Source organism: Bacillus sp. C1 (assembly GCF_054570475.1).
This window is the reverse complement of sequence record NZ_JBTMZT010000006.1, coordinates 111262-128581: the sequence shown is the minus strand read 5'-3', so window position 1 is coordinate 128581 and position 17320 is coordinate 111262. Positions and strand designations below refer to the sequence as shown.

Sequence of the window (17320 nt, the reverse complement as noted above, 5' to 3'; positions counted from 1 at the left end):
ATTCATCAAATTATAAATTTCTGTATTATTTTACTATTGACACAGGATTTTGTCTATGCTTTATTGGATTTATTTTCTAAGAATAATAGTACCCGTTCCATTAAATTTTAAAACTTCCATTATATATGTACTATAGCGTACTATGAATCGGTTGCTTGCATACAATCACACCATCTTCATCTACATACACATATTGATTCGGTATCCACTCGGTTCCGCCAAAGTGCATAGAAATTCCTGTTTCTCCTTTTCCTTCTTTTATACTTCTCTTTGGCATTGTACCTAATGCTAAAATACCAATATTTATGTTTCGTAGTTCCCTAGAATCACGAACATATCCGTACACAATAATACCTGCCAAATTGCGCTTCTCTGCAATGTTTGCCAAATTATCTCCAAGTAGTGCACAATTGGTAGAAGCATCTCCATCAACTACTAAAACGGTTCCTTCTGGTAAAGTTTGCAGCGCGTCCTTTACTAATACATTGTCATCCTTCACTTTAACCGTCGCAATCTTTCCGTAAAATTGTTCTTTCTTCCCATAGGATTGAAAAATAGGCTTACATACTTGGACTTCTTTTTCAAAAGCATCACAAAGATCGGTTGTTTTCCACATCTTTTTCCCTCTTTTCTTTTTTCAGTATATGTTACATATTCTTGTCGTTTTACTTTTCACCTGTCTTATATCATAAAAGTTGTATACTATTTCTATCCATTGTTATACACGAATTATAAAGGAAATGCTTTTCTTATATTCGTTCCTGCATAATATTTTAAATTCCGTACATACTATATAAAGGCTGGTTAACAGCTTGAATTATTTTTGCAGTACCTACATTTTTTCCCTTTCCCTGGGGCTGAGCGGTTAGCTTTTACTAACTGCTCTTTTTATTTTTTCATCATCAACACTGAGATTAGACAACTATTATGGATTCATTAGTGAATATGACAACCTTTCCTTATAATATTCTTTTATAAAAGGATAGGGGTGTGACAATATTGAATAGAAAAAACGATCAAATTGTTATCCATATAATAAAGGGCTCAACAATAAAAAAGTTTTTAATTCTAGATTTAGTTACTGGAACAGGAATCTATTATGTACTTAAGTTTATTTCTTCAAGTGTATTAATTGCACTTATTGGCAGTTTCATGGGAACCGAAGGTATTAAAAAGATACCAAAACACATAAATTAAGTTCCAGTATCTAGCCCCACTATTTTCACGCCAGTAAGAAGAGCAGACTTTCCCAACAAACTAATAGGAACTCCTATTTTTTGTCGTTTTTTGTTGGTTAGTCGATATCCTTTGTCGAATAGCTGATATATTCAATTTTGCGCTGATATATTGCGAGAAACGGTCGATATATTGAAAAAATCGCTGATAAAATTTCATTCACCATCTCATACGAACACATCTCGTCAGATTACCAAGTTTCTTTTTACAGTTTTGTAGCATTTTTCTTTCTCCACGACCTAAAAAAAGAGCCAAACGGCTCTTTTTTCTACATTCCAGTACATGAGCCCTATCACTAGAGTTAATCATACACTATTCAACGACAATATCATGTAGTTCAAAGCGAACGATTTTTTTCAATTCATCTAATCCTACTTCAACTTGATACCCTATCTTCCCCGCACTAAAGATAATTGTCTCCAGCTCCATAGCACTAACGTCAATGACCGTAGGAAACGCTTTTTTCATTCCAATTGGTGAACATCCCCCATGAATATAGCCAGTGAGCGGCAGTAAATCTTTAGATTTCAACATGCTTATTGATTTTTCGCGAACGCTAGCAGCTGCTTTTTTCAAATCTAATTCTTTGTTTACAGGGATAACAAAAACATAGTGCTGCCCTGATTTCCCCGTGGTTGCTAGTGTTTTAAATACTTGATTAGGAGATTGTCCTAATACTAAAGCAACATCGATTCCACTAATCGCATCAGTGTCTGCATAACTATAGTGTTTATAATTGATTTTTTTCTTATCTAATAACCGCATTACATTCGTTTTGTATTCCATTATAATAAAATCCTCCTGTAACAAATTGCCGCTTATTATTCCATATGAGCCGCGAGATAAAGTAAATCTTTAATCAGCCCGCAAATAGCGGGATAAAAATGACCGAAACATCATGTCAAGTACATAAATATTGTATCTTATTTCTCTATTTTTTACCAAGTGATGATGCATAAACTCTATGATAGTGTGTGTTTTTATTAAATTTTCAAAAAACATTGATATTTCGAAAGTCATTTGCTATACTTTTGAAAAAACTTAAGGAGAGATTCCATATGTTTAATTTTAGTACTTCTTTCCAGCTTCATCATCATATATAACGCCGTGTATCCGAAGAATTTTTTCTTCGTGGGTACAGGGCTTTTCCTGTTACCCACGAAGCGTTTATACAGCTATGTGGGTATTTTTATACCTGCATAGCTTTTTTTAATTTAAAAAGGAGTGATAAAAATGGAAATAAGAAATGTAAAAGGAACCAAAGATTATTTGCCTGAGGAACAGCTGCTCAGAAATAAAATTAAACGAGCTTGTGAAGAAACTTTTGAACGATACGGCTGTAAACCACTCGAAACACCTGCTTTAAATATGTATGAACTTATGGCTTACAAATATGGCGGCGGTGCTGAAATTTTAAAAGAAATGTATACACTACGCGATCAAGGAAATCGTGAACTCGCACTCCGGTATGATTTAACAATCCCATTTGCAAAAGTAGTAGCAATGAATCCGGATATTCGCCTCCCTTTTAAACGGTATGAAATCGGAAAAGTCTTTCGTGATGGCCCAATAAAACAAGGAAGGTTTCGTGAATTTATTCAATGCGACGTTGATATAGTTGGTGTACAATCGGTTATTGCTGAAGCTGAATTAATGGCTATGGCCTTTGATCTTTTCAAAACTTTAAACTTAGACGTTACAATTCAATATAATAATCGGAAGTTATTAGCAGGTATCCTTAAATCGATTGAAATTCAAGATGAACAAACAGATGATGTTATTTTATCATTAGATAAGCTTGAAAAGATTGGGGTTGATGGCGTACGAAAGGATTTACACAGTCGCGGGATAGTACATGACACTGTAGAAGTCGTTTGTAATACAGTCGAATCTTGTATGACATTAAAACTTGATGAATTTAACCAAACCTTCTCAAATTCACTTGTTATGGAAGGAATAAATGAACTACAACAATTACAACAATACCTACTCGCACTTGATATTCAAGACAATACTATTTTCAATCCATTCTTAGCAAGAGGCCTTACCATGTATACCGGCACAGTTTATGAAATCTTTTTAGCAGATGGAAGTATCACTTCAAGCATTGGTAGCGGCGGACGTTATGATAATATAATTGGGGCCTTTCGGAATGATAATTCATCTTATCCAACAGTAGGCATTTCTTTTGGCCTAGATGTTATTTATACAGCTCTTGAGCGAAAAGAAACGAAATCTACTTCTGCTGATCTTTTCATTATTCCGATCGGAACGGAAACGAAATGTTTACAAATCGCAAGGCAATTACGTTCTACTAGTACAATGAGAATTGAACTCGAACTTGCCGGCCGTAAATTAAAGCGAGCTCTTCATTACGCAAATAAAGAGAATATTCCCTACGTGCTTATTATTGGTGAAACGGAAATCTCTACGAAAACCATCGTTTTACGTAATATGAAGGAAGGTACCGAATTAACCCTTCCCCTATCTTGTATTGAAGATGGAACTTTAAAGGACTATTTTAAACAAAGTATCCCACTAAAAGGATAAGCTCTTCCCTTTTGAAGTACCCGCAACTATAAAAACACATATAAAAGTATGTACTGTAGCAGAGCAATACGCATATGAACTTGCTCTGCTATTATAAGAGGTTTCAATCATATGTATAAATAAAATAAATTGCATATATCACCACACCTACAATTAACTTCCACACATGCTATTTTCCCGTTTCATAACCAGCTTTCTTGCTTTCCATTTTTCGTGCATAAACCAACCTTTTGATTTCATATTGTATAAAAGTTGCGCTCACATACCTCTCATACCCTATTTCATCCAAAACATCTATCTAGTAATAAAAAAGAAAGGATGGCTTACTTATGAATGAGAAAAGTACAGAAGAGTTGCCCTATGGTGTACAAAAACTATTTCTGAAACAAATAAAAGATACTCGAGGATTGTTAATGGAAGTTTATCGTATGGAATGGTCTGAAGATGTCCTACCAGCTATACAGTGGAATGTTTCTATTAGTCATCCAGGAACATTTCGTGGTTTCCAGGTTCACTGTGAGCATTATGATTTACTTTGTGTTATATCTGGGAATTTACACCTTGGATTGCAAGATATGCGCCCTTGGTCCCCCACTTTCGAACTGGCAACTTTGACAATTCTTAACGCTAGTGAACCTACACTCGTATACATTCCGCCAGGAGTAGGACACGGGTTTTGGTTTGATAAAGAAACAACTCATTTATCTGGCCTTACTCATTACTGGAATACTCATGACGAATTAGGGTGCCGCTGGGATGATAGCAACATCAAAATTCCGTGGCCTTTTATCAAACCTACATTCATGTCTGAAAAAGATCAGAAAGCAGGTACATTTGAACAAATGCAAGCAAATTTACTTACGCACCTTTCTCCACCCACAATATAAAAACATAGATGAGCTATTTACAAAATAGGAAGGAGCGAACATATATGAATAAGTATTCATATTCTAATCTGCACATTGGTGTAGTGGGATGTGGACAATGGGGCCGCTACATTCTACGTGATTTGAAACAATTAGGAGTTAAAACAAGTGTAGTTGCACGTTCGGTGGCAAGTCAGACCAATGCAACTACTTACGGTGCAGATCATATTGTAAACACGATCGAAGCTCTAGATGAAAGCATTAACGGTTATATAGTTTCCAGCATAGCCAGTGCTCATGTAGAAAATATTCGTGCCTTGCTGCCACGGAAGCGACCTATATATGTAGAAAAACCTTTAGGGACTAACTTAGATGAAGTGGAAGCACTTGCAGTAGAATCAACCGGGCTCATTTATGTCATGCATAAATGGCGTTATCATCCAGGTATTAATGCTCTTTTAGCATTAACTCAATCAAAAAAATTGGGTAAAATTAAGGGCCTTCGTCTTCAACGAACAAATTGGGGAAGGCAGCATAAGGATGTAGATTGTACTCTCCAACTTCTCCCTCACGATTTGTCTATCATTCTACATATTTTGGGATATCTGCCCGCAGTAAAAATTGTGATTCCCAATCCATTGGGGAAGAGCCACTTTGGTTTTATTGTAAAACTGGTTGACCAAGATAATGATATTCATGTGACATTAGATATCAATAATATTGCTCCTGGCAATGTACGCTCTATTGCAGTGGGCTTTGAAAAAGGTGTAGCTGCCTTAACTGATAGCTATGCAGAAGGGATTTCCGTTTGCCAATATAAAGCAAACACTCCACCTGAGATGCATCCAATTTCGCGGGAAATGCCGCTAATGCGGCAATTACAGGCCTTTTTAAATTATCTATGTAATGATTCACCTCCACTAAGTTCAATTGAAGACGAACTATTAATTATGCAACATATAACTGCAGTACAAAATAAACTTTATGGTATGAATGTATGATAAATCCTCTGTTCACAATACTAGTACCAACGTTTAATCACGGCCGCTTGCTTCAGTATGCGCTCAATAGCATTCTGCAACAAACTTACCAAGAGTTTGAGGTCTTTATCATCTGTGATGGCGCTGTTGAAGAGGGACGTAAAATCGCCTGGGAATACGCTCGCAAAGATCGACGATTTCGTGTATTTGATCGACCTAAAGGGTTACGCAATGGCGAAGCACATCGGCACGAGGCCTTGCAAAATGCAAAAGGACAATTTGTATGTTATCTAGGTGACGATGATTTGTGGTTTCCTGATCATTTGGAACACATGAAGCAAGCTCTAGCTAAAGCTGACTTTGTGCACAGCCGGTATGTAGCTGTCATTTGCGAAGACAAACTAAAAACAATTCAGTACTCGCTTGAGGATGATATCATTCGCAAGCGTATGTTGAAGGAATTATTTAATATTTTTGGTCCGACAATTGCGGGACATCGCCTAGATACTTATCACCGTCTCCCTGAAGGATGGAATCCTGGTCCAGATGATGTATGGAGTGATCTTAATATGTGGAGGAAATTTCTGCAGCTAGATAACATAATTTTCTATACTATACCAATTGTAACCGCACTGATTCTACCGTCTCCCTTCAGAACAAATATGACCTTAGAGGAAAGAGAAACCGAAACTTTGTTTTGGACAAATCAAATTTGTTCCTCTTCTTTTCGTTCCACCCTTCAATGTACATTCCCTACACTTCCAACTATATACGATTAATAACTCCAAATAAAAGTACTTCACTTATCTATAGTAGACAAATCTTTTGTAGTGTAATCAATTACCTTGTCGGCTCCTAAAGATTTTACCAATTCTAAGTTTGCACTACTGCACACCCCTGTAACTTTTGCCCCGAAATATTTGGCAATCTATACAGCATAACTTCCTACACTTCCAGAAGCTCCGTAAACAAGAACATTTTGACCGCTCTGAACGTTAGCTTTTCTCAGAAAAAACAAAGCTGTACGTGCTCCAATTGGAATGGCGGCAGCTTCCTCATAAGTTATATTAGAAGGTTTAATAAACATAAATAAAAGAAGAAACCCATATTGTTTCTCCTTTTGCACAGAAATCACTATTTTATAATTTATGAAAGTTTATTTAAAAGCTGATTCAAATCTTGCTTTGTTTTCGTCGTTAATGATTTGATTCGTTTCACATCTATTTTTTCTTTTTCAGCGGCAACAATTAAAGGATACATACTTTGTCCGATCGTTTTAGAATCAGTTGGATGTGTTGCTTCTAACTCTTTTTCAATTACATCCCATTTTTCATTTATTTGCTTTCCTAGTTTATTTACCGTATCTAACTTAGGACTTGCGGCTAATTGTTTATCTAAGCTATCAATAAGCTGTGCTACTTCTTTCACATTCGTTTTTACAGCTACACTTTTATTTGCATCTTTCGCTGTCGTTTTTCCGCTTGTCGTTTGCTCGTTCGTTTTCGCATTTGTTTCTTTTTCTGTCGTTTTTCCATTTGAAGATTGGTTCGTAGATGTAGTATTACTCTCCGCTGCAGATGATTCCTTTGTACTCTTTTGATCCTTCTCTGTTTTTTCATTCGTAGATGTGTTTGTTTCTTTCTCATCCTTTTTCGTTACAGATGTTTCATCCGCACTCGTTGTTTTAGCATCTTCTTGTGCGTTTGTTTGTTCTTTTTTCACTTGATCTTTTTCTGGAGAGGTACCACAAGCTGTAATGGAGAGCATTGTTCCAATTGCTAGTGTTGCAATTGTTATCTTTTTCATTTTCATAAAAAGCCTCCTATATTTACATTTTTATCCTCCCCTTTACGATTCTATTTATCCATAAGAATCCCTTTTTGTGCTATCCATCATCTTTCCGACAGAAATCTTCATATTCATACGCCATATCATACTGAGTTTAATTTTAATATTCGATCTTTTTCTACTTTATTTATACTTTTCTCCTGATGGAACCCATCTGTAAAACAATATTTCTCCATCAAAAATCCTTACTTTCTGACAATCTATTTATTTTAGATAGAAATAATGTAATGAAATATTTTTTATTTCTCAACTCTTTTGTTAACATAATAAAATTATACTCTATCCATAAAACCCACCATTCGAATGAATGACTTGTCCTGTCACCCATTTCGCATCTTCACTTACTAAAAATGTGATGAGACGCGCTACATCTACCGGTTCTCCTATTCTTCCTGCCGGAAATCTGCTCACTAAATCCGCCTGCACTTCTCCTGTCATCCATCCTGTGTTCGTTGGTCCTGGATCAACAGCATTTACAGTAATGCCCTTTGTTATGGCAACTGGTGCGACCGAAGTAGTAAAGGCTTCAATCGCCCCTTTCGTTGCTATATAAGCAAGTTCATTTGGCATCGGTCCTAGCGATTGCCCAGATGTAAGGTTTATAATACTTCCACTTGTTTCAAACGTATAATTTTTAATAAATAATGTACTTAATAACATCGTAGCACGCACATTTACTGTATAATGCCGATCTAATTGCTCTACATCTAGCTCTTCAACGTTTGTATCCATGGAATATGCGGCATTGTTAATAAGAATAGACGGTTTTCCTAACCGTTCAGATACCATATATAATAACCGATTTGGCGCATACGATTGTGATAAGTTCACTTCAGCCATCTCACAGCGAACACCATAGTTTTCAATCTCTCTTTTCAATAAAAACGGCTCTTCATCATTCATACTCCATGGCATTCCCTTATCATACTTAGGCCAGTACGTGAAAAAAATATCAATCCCTTTTTGAGCAAGCGCCTTACAAGTTGCTGCTCCGATTCCATTTAAGCGTGTCGCTCCGGTAACAACTGCTATTTTCGCCACTTACTAATTCCTCCCATTCCGTAAAAGAAATCCCCTGCATACATACAGAGGATTTATCATGTTATTTAATATTCGCTAAAATACGTTCTGCCCCTAACTGTAAACTGCGTGTCACAATAACATTTATAATCGTAAATACGACAAGTAGAATGAAAAACATTCCCCACATACCGATTCCAAAGAAATAATATAATCCAACAACCCCGGCTACGATTACTAGATCCATCGCAATATTTGCAAGGAAATTCCATAACGTTGTATATCTACTTTTAAATAATTTTTGCTCTGAATCCCAATGTATATCAGCCGTTTGAGCGTCCCAGCGTGTACCAATTACATTCGTTAACCAAAGACCATTTGCACTTAATAAAAACCAGAGCACCATAAAAATTGGTGACACACTTGCCACAATGATCATAATCAAACCAAACACAGCTAGAATTGTTATATTTACAAACCATGCTGTAAATACTTTTGCAAAAAATAAATCTGATGCCTTTACTGGTAAATAGCGATTGACAAACCACGAACTTCCATCTCTCGAAAAGGATGTTGTAGCAATCACATTGCTTCCCATTAAGAATAAACCTACACAAAAACCTATACCAAGAGCTAAACCAGACCATTCCTTATCCGTTATAAATTTAGTGATCCACTCTACATTACCTTGTTGAACGAAAAGAACAAAGAATAACATAATTGGCATCACGAATGTTTGCACGATACAGTTTATAAAAAATTGTGGTGTTCGAAATAAAATTTTGAACTCTTTTTTTACATACGCTTTTATGTGTGAGCTTTGTACGGTTGATTTCTTTAAATTCTCTGCTGAAATCGCTTCTTTTTTGGCAGTACTCGTTGAAAGTCCGATAACGCCTTTTAAATACGTACGCTGAGCAACGTAGAAAAATAATCCGAAAAATGCTAAAGAAATCGCCGCAAACATCAAAGCGTATATAATCCCCTTCCAAGAAGCACTTTCGATTAATCCCATTGCACCAAAATATGTTGTCGGAAAATAATTCGTCATCTGAACAAGCAAAGAAGATTGATGCTCAGCAAAATAATTTGCCATCATATCTCCTGAAACTGCACTTTTGTTTCGCCACTGCATAAATATATTAATACCTACGACAAATAATAACGTTAATATTCCAATAAATATATTACTACGATCTTTATTTTTAGCTATATTCGTGTAACGCATAATAACAGTCATTAAGAGTGATGCGAGCACTAGTGGAATAATAGGGAAAAATATATAAATGAATAGTACATATAAATAATATGTAATAAACGCTCCACTTTGCACACCGTATACAATAAAAATTGGAAATAAAATGAAAGACCCCATTACATACTGTGTAATTAATACAGTAATAAATTTCGCCGTAATAATTTGTGATGGTTGCAGTGGCAACGGTAGTAGTGTTTCAACATCATTATTATAATAAAATACCGTTAAGATGTTCGTAATACTAATTACAAATACCCATATGCTCGCAACAGCTAACCCCATTCCGATGATTGATGTTTCTTGTCCGATTGCTTTCATTCCAGCATACATTCCATATGTAAGTGGACCAATGAATACAAAACCCGCAAATAGTAGGGCTAAAAATGAAAATACATACGCCCATCGTTTCTTTTTATCCGTTATAATATCTGCATAATTTAACTTCAATAGAACTTTTGTTAATGTCCAAATTTTATTCATTTCCAGTCATCTCCAAGAACATTTCCTCAAGTGATTCATTGGATTTAAAATGATCTCTCATTTCATGTAAATTCCCTTGGAACTGCAAATTCCCCTTATTAATAATCGCTACACGATCACATAATTTCTCGGCTACTTCTAGCACATGTGTTGAGAAAAACACTGTCTTTCCTCGATCCGCATGCTCTCTCATCATCTCTTTTAAAATAAACGCTGATTTTGGATCAAGCCCGGTCATCGGTTCATCTAAAATCCATACATCAGGATCGTGTAAAAGTACACCAATAATAATAATTTTCTGTCTCATCCCATGTGAATAACTTTGAATTTGATCTGACAAAGCGTTATAAAGGTCGAATTTCTCTGCTAAGAATTGGATTTTTTCCTGCCTAACTCCATTCGGAACCTCATACATATCAGCCATAAAATTCAAATACTCTATTCCTTTTAATCTCAGAAACATATCTGGACTGTCCGGAACATAGCCAAACGTTTTTTTTGCCGCCATAGGCTCTTTCATCACATCTTTTCCATTGATCAAAATCGTTCCTTTATCGATGGCATGGATACCCGTCATCATCTTAATTGTTGTTGATTTCCCAGCACCATTTGGCCCTAAAAACCCAAAAATTTCTCCGCTAGGTATTGTTAAACTTAAATCTTTTACTGCATAGGAAGAACCATTATAACTTTTTGATACATTCATAATTTCAATCACATTATCCAATCCCTTCCTGAATTACCAATTAACTATATTTCTATTATAGCATACTTATATTTTTAACTTTTCTTACTTTTTAGTCCGCATAAATTCCCATGAAATTTCTATCATATCATTGGTAGTTAGAAAGAAACTGTTCACTTTTATTTCTATAATAGCGATTTCTTTAACCGTTAAAATATATATACATACCTAAACCAACAGTTAAAACAACTGCTAACAAAAGATAAATCATTGTCAGTCTTGTAATATTACCTTTCGTAGATTTACTATAGTTTTCATCCCCATTCTTCCCAACTACGATTGTTCCAACAGCAATTACTGCGACAATCATTAAAATAATTAAAATCCATTTTATCATCTATTCCCTTCCCCCTTTCCTCTTGCAACCATTTTACGATATTTCCCACCTTTTATAACTCAAGAATATTATATTTTTTCCGAATTTTTTCTAGATAGATTATCAATCTTTACTTTTCATTCCCCTGAAAAGAGAAGGAAAATATCCCCAATCATTACATTGTGTGATATATTTATAACATTTAGTGATGTATTTATAACATAGAAAGGCAGGAAATACTTTGAGAAAAACGACGTGGATTAAGTACCTTGGGTACCTTGGGTTCCTTGGCTTTTTTGGTTTTCTCGGTTTCTTTTATGAAAAAGGACTCTTTACTCTATTTTGTTTCTTTTCTTTTTTTATATGTTGTAAACAAAACTTGTCGAAATGCTTTTATTATTACATTATTAGCTACAGCAATACTCGTATTTATTGAAATGCTATTTCCAAATCCAACTTTACAAGAAGTAGACATTGCTATCATTTTTGGTTTACTTGTTCTTACATTTGGATTCTCTCTTTATTTTTACGATACACCAATTAATGAATTGGAAGATGCGCCATGGCATTCACAACAAAAATAAAAGAATACCGCACCCATTTACATTTGACCCAAGATGATTTAGCCAAGCTTGTTGGTGTTCGGCGCGAAACCATTAGTCATTTGGAAAAAGGAAAATATAATCCTTCCTTACAACTCGCTCATGACATTGCAAAAGCATTGCATACTTCTATCGATAAGATATTTATTTTTGATGAAAAATAGCTCCCAAAAAGCCCTCTCTATAAATAAATAGGAAGGCTTTTTGGAAGCTCTGCACGTATTGTTAAGAGTAAAATCCATTTACTTAAGGATTTCTTACAATCCCGATAATATCGGTTAAATTACGAATCTCATATGTTGGTTTCATACCTCTATTATTTTCCTTACACTGCGGATTGAACCAACACGTATCAATCCCGTAATTTATCCCTCCTTGTATATCCGAGGTTAAAGAATCTCCGACCATTAATACACTCGATTTATCTGTAATTTTTAGCCTTGAAAATGCATACTCAAAAATACCTCGTGCTGGTTTTTGAAATCCTACCTCTTCAGAAATGATAATATGCTCAAAAGTATCAGAAAGAGGCGAACCTTTGATTCTAGCCTTCTGTACATCTGCGAATCCATTCGTAATAATAGCTAGCCGGCAATCAGCAAGCATATTACACAAATCGACAGCTCCTGCTACCATATGTATCTCCATCCCTAAATAGCCGAGATATGTACTACTAAATATGTCAGCATTTATTTCAAGTTCATGAGTTAGAAATAATCTCCGAAATCTCTCCACTCCCAATTCAGATAAAGTTATCTTCCCCTCCTCTAAGTCCCTCCATAACACTCCACTAATCTCTTTATAGCTATCTTCATAATCTACCAACCCTGTAGGTAATCCAAACTTTAAAAACGTTTTATGTAATGCCTTTTTTTCAGACATACTAAAGTCAAATAATGTATCATCAACATCGAATAAAATAACTTTATATTTCATAAGGACCTCCATTACGTAGTACTCTCGTTTGAACATACTCTTCCATTTCTACTTATAAGCTATCTATATGTTTCCTCCATCTTCTACTGCATGCTATGTAGCTTCTCTTACATTTCCTCTTTGAAATTCAGTTCGTTTGTTCTTCATATAAATAATAGTTTCTATCCTCAGGTAGATGTAAAACAATTATTTTTCTATTACCTTTTTGAAACTCAATAGTATGACCATTCTCACCAAGATATTCCCATCCCTTAGCTTTGTTTATAGAGATAATACTAAAATATCTATGGACATTCGGATTATCCTCTTTCATGTAAATGGCTGACAGTGGTACAGGAAAACCGTGAATTTTAGAATCTTTATTAGACATAAAAAGAAATATTAAACCACTTAATACCGATAGACATGTCAAAGTAATTATATTTTTTCTTTTAGCACCTTTCACCATAATCACTTCCTGAAATAGTTTTTTTTTAATAAATAAAAAGTGTATTTTTCAGAAAAATGATACTTTTATAACAACAAAAGGATTCATATAATAGTCATAACTACTATATAAATCCCTTTTGTTTAAAAGCATTTTTATCATTCAGGTCTTGATAATTTCAAACCGACACATACATAATATAAGATTTCACATCAAATCTATTCACATGTTACTTCTCTTCTAGTAACAATTCTTTCATATTTTCTACTTGTTCCTTTGTAAAACCAAGTCCTTTTTCAGCATAGATTTCAATACTTCCAAATTTACGAGAAATTTCATCTATTGCTGCTTGTAAATATTCAGCCCGCGCTTCAAACATAGCTCCTAATATTTCTTTACTTTCTTCATTTTGTAACTTCGCGCCTAAAAAGTTCATCATTTTTTGATTTAACTTTTCACGGAATCCATTACTTAATAAGTAGTCTCGCATCACTGTTTCTTCTGGAACACCAAGAAGAAGTAATAACAACGCAGATCCAAACCCTGTTCGATCTTTCCCAGCTGTACAATGATTAACTACTGGTAAGTTTTCTGGATCTTGAGCGAACTGTAAAAAGCGCACAAACGCCTCATTTCCCTCTACAAACCCTTTGTTCATTTTCACTAAATATTCGCCAGGCTTTCCAAGCATTGATAAATCTCCGACTTGGAAAAATTCATTCATATTTAAATCTTTTGCTATATCTTGCATGACTGGCAAACAGACTTGACGAGCGCCAGTCACGCTCGGATTTGGTTTATGCGTCACTTCAAAATCTGTCCGATAATCACAGATAAGTTTTAAACCAGCGCGCTCTAAATAAGCAATATCCCACTCTGTTAATCCAGCTAACTCTTCTGATCGATATAGTTTACCCCACTTTACTTTACGACCATCACGTGTTTCATATCCACCTAAATCTCGGAAATTAAACGCACCTTGTAGTGGTAATCTTCGTTCTGCTACAGTAACTGCTTGTCCATTACTTGCTACTAATCGGAAATAAGGACGTGCTTTCGGGCTAGGATCTTCTATTATGCATGATGATTCTCCTGATACTTTTAATAGAAATTCTCCGTTTCCTTCTATATTTTCTGATGAAGTACTCCAATAAATCGCAACTTCTTCGGCTTCATCTTTCCACGCTATATGTAACATATTATCTTGCGTTCGTTCTACACTTGCTTGTAACCATTCTTTATATTGTTTCATTATTTCACCAATACTTTCTCTATATAATCCATACTCTATTTTATTGTATTACAAATACACTGTTTTTGTCGTGACTATACTTACGACATACTCTTATCTTCTTTTTGAAGTTAAGAAAAGATTTTTTGCACGTTTTCAAACGTCGTACATGGAGTACCACGGAATATATACGTAATCTGTTCGTCACCTACATCTTGATATACAACTGTCCCGCGGTGAAGATGCGTATAAAATTGTAAGCTCTCCTTCTTGACTACTTCGAGAGAACTTATTCATTATCCTTGTGTAATATATTGTGTAAATTCTTCAATAGTACTAGTGAAAAATTGATAGAAACCTATTTCAAAACATACCGCCATATTTACTATATAAATCCAATTTGATTTTCTAACAGATACATTATGGTTATGAAGAACAAACAGAGACCTTCACTCATTTTCTCCTTCTGTTTTCAGGCTAAAAAAGGCACTGACCGCTTCTATCCATGGTCAGATGCGTTCTTCCAACTAAAAAACGATCTTTCAATACATATTTATATAAATTCAACACGCATTTCTGGCATGAGCAGGATGAGCTTCGAATATATAGAATACTAGGCAAATAATGCGCTATTAAATCATAGAGGAGGTGCCTCGTTGGATATTATTACATTACAACAACAGTTGGAGCTCATACAGCAAAATGATTATACACAACTGAAGAATATCGATTTAAATGAATTAAGTTCCCATATGATCCAGCACATTGGAACGACTGATCATTATGTACGTGATGAATTAATATATAACTGTTTTTCGCATTTTATTCAAAATGAATTTCTATCTCATGAGCAATTAGAATCTTTATTGACGACATGTTTAAGTAACGACTATTTATATTTCGAAATTCATACTCCAAACACAGATGGGGTATTTATCCGCTCCTATACTACTTTATTAATTGCTTTAATTATACAGTTCGATAATTCTCATCCCTTTTTACTAGAAGAAAGAGTACAAGAAGTAAAAGAAAAACTCATTACTTATATGCAGCTTGAAATAGATTACCGAGGATATGTACAAGATAAAGGCTGGGCCCATAGTATTGCTCATGCGGCCGATGTCTTTAACGACCTTGTCCACAATACACATATCCACACTTCATGCTATGAAGAAATTGCTCATTGTCTATTAAATAAAATTTTCATTTATTCTACCGTATATCATAATAATGAAGATGAACGAATTGTAACACCTCTTTTATCTATGCTGTATTATGACTTTCCAAAAGATCAACTTTTTTCAATTATCTATAAAAAAATAAACCGGCTACCACAGTTTAAAAAAAGACTCTTGCATCATGAATACTTCATACTATGTGCGAATTTAAAAAGTTTTTTATGCTCTTTATTTTTCCGCACAAAAATGGATCCCAATTTTTCTTCTGTCGCAAATCGAACGGAAAAAACGTTACGGGAATTATCGAAATATCTTTCGGTATGAAGAAACAAAAAATAAGGGAACGTTCATCGTTCCCTCTCATATCCAATCCGTTTTTTAATTTTAGCTAAATTCACCTTCGCAATTTCTCGAGCACGATCTGCCCCTTTTTCTAATGCTTTGTATAATACATGAGGTTCATTCATATATCTCTCATATTTTTCTCTTGGCCCCTCTAATTCTCGGTTTACCACGCGAAAGAGTTCTTTTTTTACATCTCCCCAACCAATCCCTACTTTGTACTGCTCTCTTAAATGTTTTATTTCTTCGTCTGTCGCAAACTCCTTATAGATCATAAATAATGTTTCAGGTTCTTTCGGTTCATGTGGTAAGGACGAATCTGTTTTAATTTTTAAAATTAACTTTTTGAATTTTTCAGGTTCTGCAAAAAGAGGAATCACATTCCCATAACTTTTACTCATCTTCCGTCCATCAAGACCCGGCAAAATTGTCCCTTCCTCTTGGACAATATACTTTGGAAGCGTGAAGGTTTCTCCAAATGTATGATTAAAGTACGAGGCGATATCCCGAGCGATTTCAATATGTTGGATTTGATCTTTTCCAACAGGTACATCGCTCGACTGAAACAATAATATATCTGCGGCCATTAAAATGGGATACGTATATAATCCCATTTTGATGCCAGTGTCAACATCAACACCTACTTTTTTATTTTGTTCTACCTTAGCCTTATACGCATGAGCACGGTTCATCATACCTTTCGGAGTTAGACAAGCTAGAATCCATGATAATTCTAAAATTTCTGGAACCTCCGTCTGCCGATAAAAGATAACGTCTTCCTCAAGTCCTAACGATAACCATGTTGCAGCTACCTCTTTTGTATAATCACAAAATAACTCTGGATCTTGCACAGCATTTAATGCATGATAATCCGCTATAAAATACAGTGCTGTTCCTTCTTGTTTTTTCGATATGTTTAATGCAGGTTTAATCGCTCCAATATAATTTCCAAGATGCGGGTAGCCAGTTGGTTTAATTCCTGTTAACAGTATTTTCTCACTCACACTTATTCCCCCTTCTTCAAAATAAAAAGTCCCTCATCCAAAAAAGGACGAGAGACTCCCGCGGTACCACCTTTATTAGCTATAATAATAGCTCACTTCATCCCTCATTAACGCGAAGCAAACGTCTTAGCTTACTTATTTCAGCTAGAAGCTCCAGAGTCCATTCCATGTCCATCCCTTACTGATTCCCACCAAATATCAGCTCTCTGTCAAATTCCGAACATGTACTATTCTCCATCATAACTTTTGTTTATTCCTTACATTTCACCATATTTTTCTTTCTGACAAACGTAAATATTCT

The 17320-nt window shown here is 35.0% G+C and carries 18 protein-coding genes, 2 pseudogenes and 1 other annotated feature; of the genes and pseudogenes, 8 read left to right on the top strand and 12 right to left on the bottom strand.

Annotation, left to right across the window (positions count from 1 at the left end; genetic code table 11):
• Nucleotides 1-130 precede the first annotated feature (130 nt).
• Nucleotides 131-616 carry a ribonuclease E activity regulator RraA gene (gene rraA, locus ACX5JI_RS17725; RefSeq protein ID WP_459502345.1) on the bottom strand — a complete coding sequence of 162 codons (486 nt, stop codon included), beginning with the start codon at nucleotides 614-616 and terminating at the stop codon, nucleotides 131-133.
• Nucleotides 617-996: 380 nt separating this feature from the next.
• Between rraA and ACX5JI_RS17720 the strand changes: the two genes are divergently transcribed.
• On the top strand, nucleotides 997-1197 hold the full coding sequence (locus tag ACX5JI_RS17720) for a hypothetical protein (protein ID WP_459502425.1): 201 nt from the start codon (nucleotides 997-999) through the stop codon (nucleotides 1195-1197).
• 351 nt (nucleotides 1198-1548) lie between these two features.
• On the opposite strand, the gene ybaK is transcribed toward ACX5JI_RS17720, so the two are convergent.
• Nucleotides 1549-2022 carry a Cys-tRNA(Pro) deacylase gene (gene ybaK, locus ACX5JI_RS17715; protein WP_459502344.1) on the bottom strand — a complete coding sequence of 158 codons (474 nt, stop codon included), beginning with the start codon at nucleotides 2020-2022 and terminating at the stop codon, nucleotides 1549-1551.
• A 447-nt stretch (nucleotides 2023-2469) separates the two neighbouring features.
• Between ybaK and ACX5JI_RS17710 the strand changes: the two genes are divergently transcribed.
• From ACX5JI_RS17710 to ACX5JI_RS17695, 4 genes are all read left to right on the top strand, one after another.
• The gene (locus ACX5JI_RS17710) at nucleotides 2470-3786 is read left to right on the top strand and encodes a histidine--tRNA ligase (RefSeq protein ID WP_459502343.1); all 1317 of its coding nucleotides are present in this window, start codon (nucleotides 2470-2472) and stop codon (nucleotides 3784-3786) included.
• Between the two features lie 329 nt (nucleotides 3787-4115).
• A complete protein-coding gene (locus ACX5JI_RS17705) occupies nucleotides 4116-4673 on the top strand; it encodes a dTDP-4-dehydrorhamnose 3,5-epimerase family protein (RefSeq protein ID WP_459502342.1) in 558 nt (185 codons plus the stop codon).
• A gap of 44 nt (nucleotides 4674-4717) precedes the next feature.
• On the top strand, nucleotides 4718-5653 hold the full coding sequence (locus ACX5JI_RS17700; protein WP_459502341.1) for a Gfo/Idh/MocA family protein: 936 nt from the start codon (nucleotides 4718-4720) through the stop codon (nucleotides 5651-5653).
• A complete protein-coding gene (locus ACX5JI_RS17695; RefSeq protein WP_459502340.1) occupies nucleotides 5650-6411 on the top strand; it encodes a glycosyltransferase family 2 protein in 762 nt (253 codons plus the stop codon). The genes ACX5JI_RS17700 and ACX5JI_RS17695 overlap by 4 nt, the downstream gene beginning before the upstream one ends.
• Before the next feature lie 23 nt (nucleotides 6412-6434).
• On the opposite strand, the pseudogene ACX5JI_RS17690 reads toward ACX5JI_RS17695, so the two are convergent.
• From ACX5JI_RS17690 to ACX5JI_RS17665, 6 genes and pseudogenes are all read right to left on the bottom strand, one after another.
• Nucleotides 6435-6713: pseudogene (locus ACX5JI_RS17690) on the bottom strand (zinc-binding dehydrogenase); the annotation flags it as partial.
• A 65-nt stretch (nucleotides 6714-6778) separates the two neighbouring features.
• Nucleotides 6779-7444 (bottom strand): hypothetical protein, encoded by a 666-nt coding sequence (locus ACX5JI_RS17685; protein WP_459502339.1) that lies wholly within the window; start codon nucleotides 7442-7444, stop codon nucleotides 6779-6781.
• Between the two features lie 315 nt (nucleotides 7445-7759).
• Entirely contained in the window at nucleotides 7760-8521 is a 762-nt protein-coding gene (locus tag ACX5JI_RS17680; protein ID WP_459502338.1) for an SDR family oxidoreductase, read from the bottom strand.
• Nucleotides 8522-8582: 61 nt separating this feature from the next.
• On the bottom strand, nucleotides 8583-10238 hold the full coding sequence (locus tag ACX5JI_RS17675; protein ID WP_459502337.1) for a putative ABC transporter permease subunit: 1656 nt from the start codon (nucleotides 10236-10238) through the stop codon (nucleotides 8583-8585).
• The gene (locus ACX5JI_RS17670) at nucleotides 10231-10956 is read right to left on the bottom strand and encodes an ABC transporter ATP-binding protein (protein WP_459502336.1); all 726 of its coding nucleotides are present in this window, start codon (nucleotides 10954-10956) and stop codon (nucleotides 10231-10233) included. Before ACX5JI_RS17670 ends, ACX5JI_RS17675 begins: the two co-directional genes overlap by 8 nt.
• Nucleotides 10957-11125: 169 nt before the next feature.
• A complete protein-coding gene (locus tag ACX5JI_RS17665) occupies nucleotides 11126-11320 on the bottom strand; it encodes a hypothetical protein (protein ID WP_459502432.1) in 195 nt (64 codons plus the stop codon).
• A gap of 220 nt (nucleotides 11321-11540) precedes the next feature.
• Between ACX5JI_RS17665 and ACX5JI_RS17660 the strand changes: the two are divergent.
• Together ACX5JI_RS17660 and ACX5JI_RS17655 are read left to right on the top strand one after the other, a co-directional pair.
• A pseudogene (locus ACX5JI_RS17660) lies at nucleotides 11541-11883 on the top strand (DUF3796 domain-containing protein).
• On the top strand, nucleotides 11862-12065 hold the full coding sequence (locus ACX5JI_RS17655; RefSeq protein WP_459502335.1) for a helix-turn-helix transcriptional regulator: 204 nt from the start codon (nucleotides 11862-11864) through the stop codon (nucleotides 12063-12065). Before ACX5JI_RS17660 ends, ACX5JI_RS17655 begins: the two are co-directional and overlap by 22 nt.
• 82 nt (nucleotides 12066-12147) lie before the next feature.
• Here the strand turns inward: ACX5JI_RS17655 and ACX5JI_RS17650 are convergent, their stop codons facing one another.
• The 3 genes from ACX5JI_RS17650 to ACX5JI_RS17640 all read right to left on the bottom strand — a co-directional run bounded on the left by ACX5JI_RS17650 (nucleotide 12148) and on the right by ACX5JI_RS17640 (nucleotide 14516).
• A complete protein-coding gene (locus ACX5JI_RS17650; RefSeq protein WP_459502334.1) occupies nucleotides 12148-12837 on the bottom strand; it encodes a YjjG family noncanonical pyrimidine nucleotidase in 690 nt (229 codons plus the stop codon).
• Nucleotides 12838-12964: 127 nt separating this feature from the next.
• Entirely contained in the window at nucleotides 12965-13282 is a 318-nt protein-coding gene (locus ACX5JI_RS17645; protein ID WP_459502333.1) for a hypothetical protein, read from the bottom strand.
• A 211-nt stretch (nucleotides 13283-13493) separates the two neighbouring features.
• A complete protein-coding gene (locus ACX5JI_RS17640) occupies nucleotides 13494-14516 on the bottom strand; it encodes a tyrosine-protein phosphatase (protein ID WP_459502332.1) in 1023 nt (340 codons plus the stop codon).
• Between the two features lie 635 nt (nucleotides 14517-15151).
• Between ACX5JI_RS17640 and ACX5JI_RS17635 the strand changes: the two genes are divergently transcribed.
• Nucleotides 15152-15997 carry a DUF2785 domain-containing protein gene (locus ACX5JI_RS17635; RefSeq protein WP_459502331.1) on the top strand — a complete coding sequence of 282 codons (846 nt, stop codon included), beginning with the start codon at nucleotides 15152-15154 and terminating at the stop codon, nucleotides 15995-15997.
• 23 nt (nucleotides 15998-16020) lie between these two features.
• Here the strand turns inward: ACX5JI_RS17635 and ACX5JI_RS17630 are convergent, their stop codons facing one another.
• Entirely contained in the window at nucleotides 16021-17019 is a 999-nt protein-coding gene (locus tag ACX5JI_RS17630; protein ID WP_459502330.1) for a tryptophan--tRNA ligase, read from the bottom strand.
• Nucleotides 17020-17059: 40 nt separating this feature from the next.
• Nucleotides 17060-17269, bottom strand: a binding site (T-box leader).
• Between the last annotated feature and the right edge of the window lie 51 nt (nucleotides 17270-17320).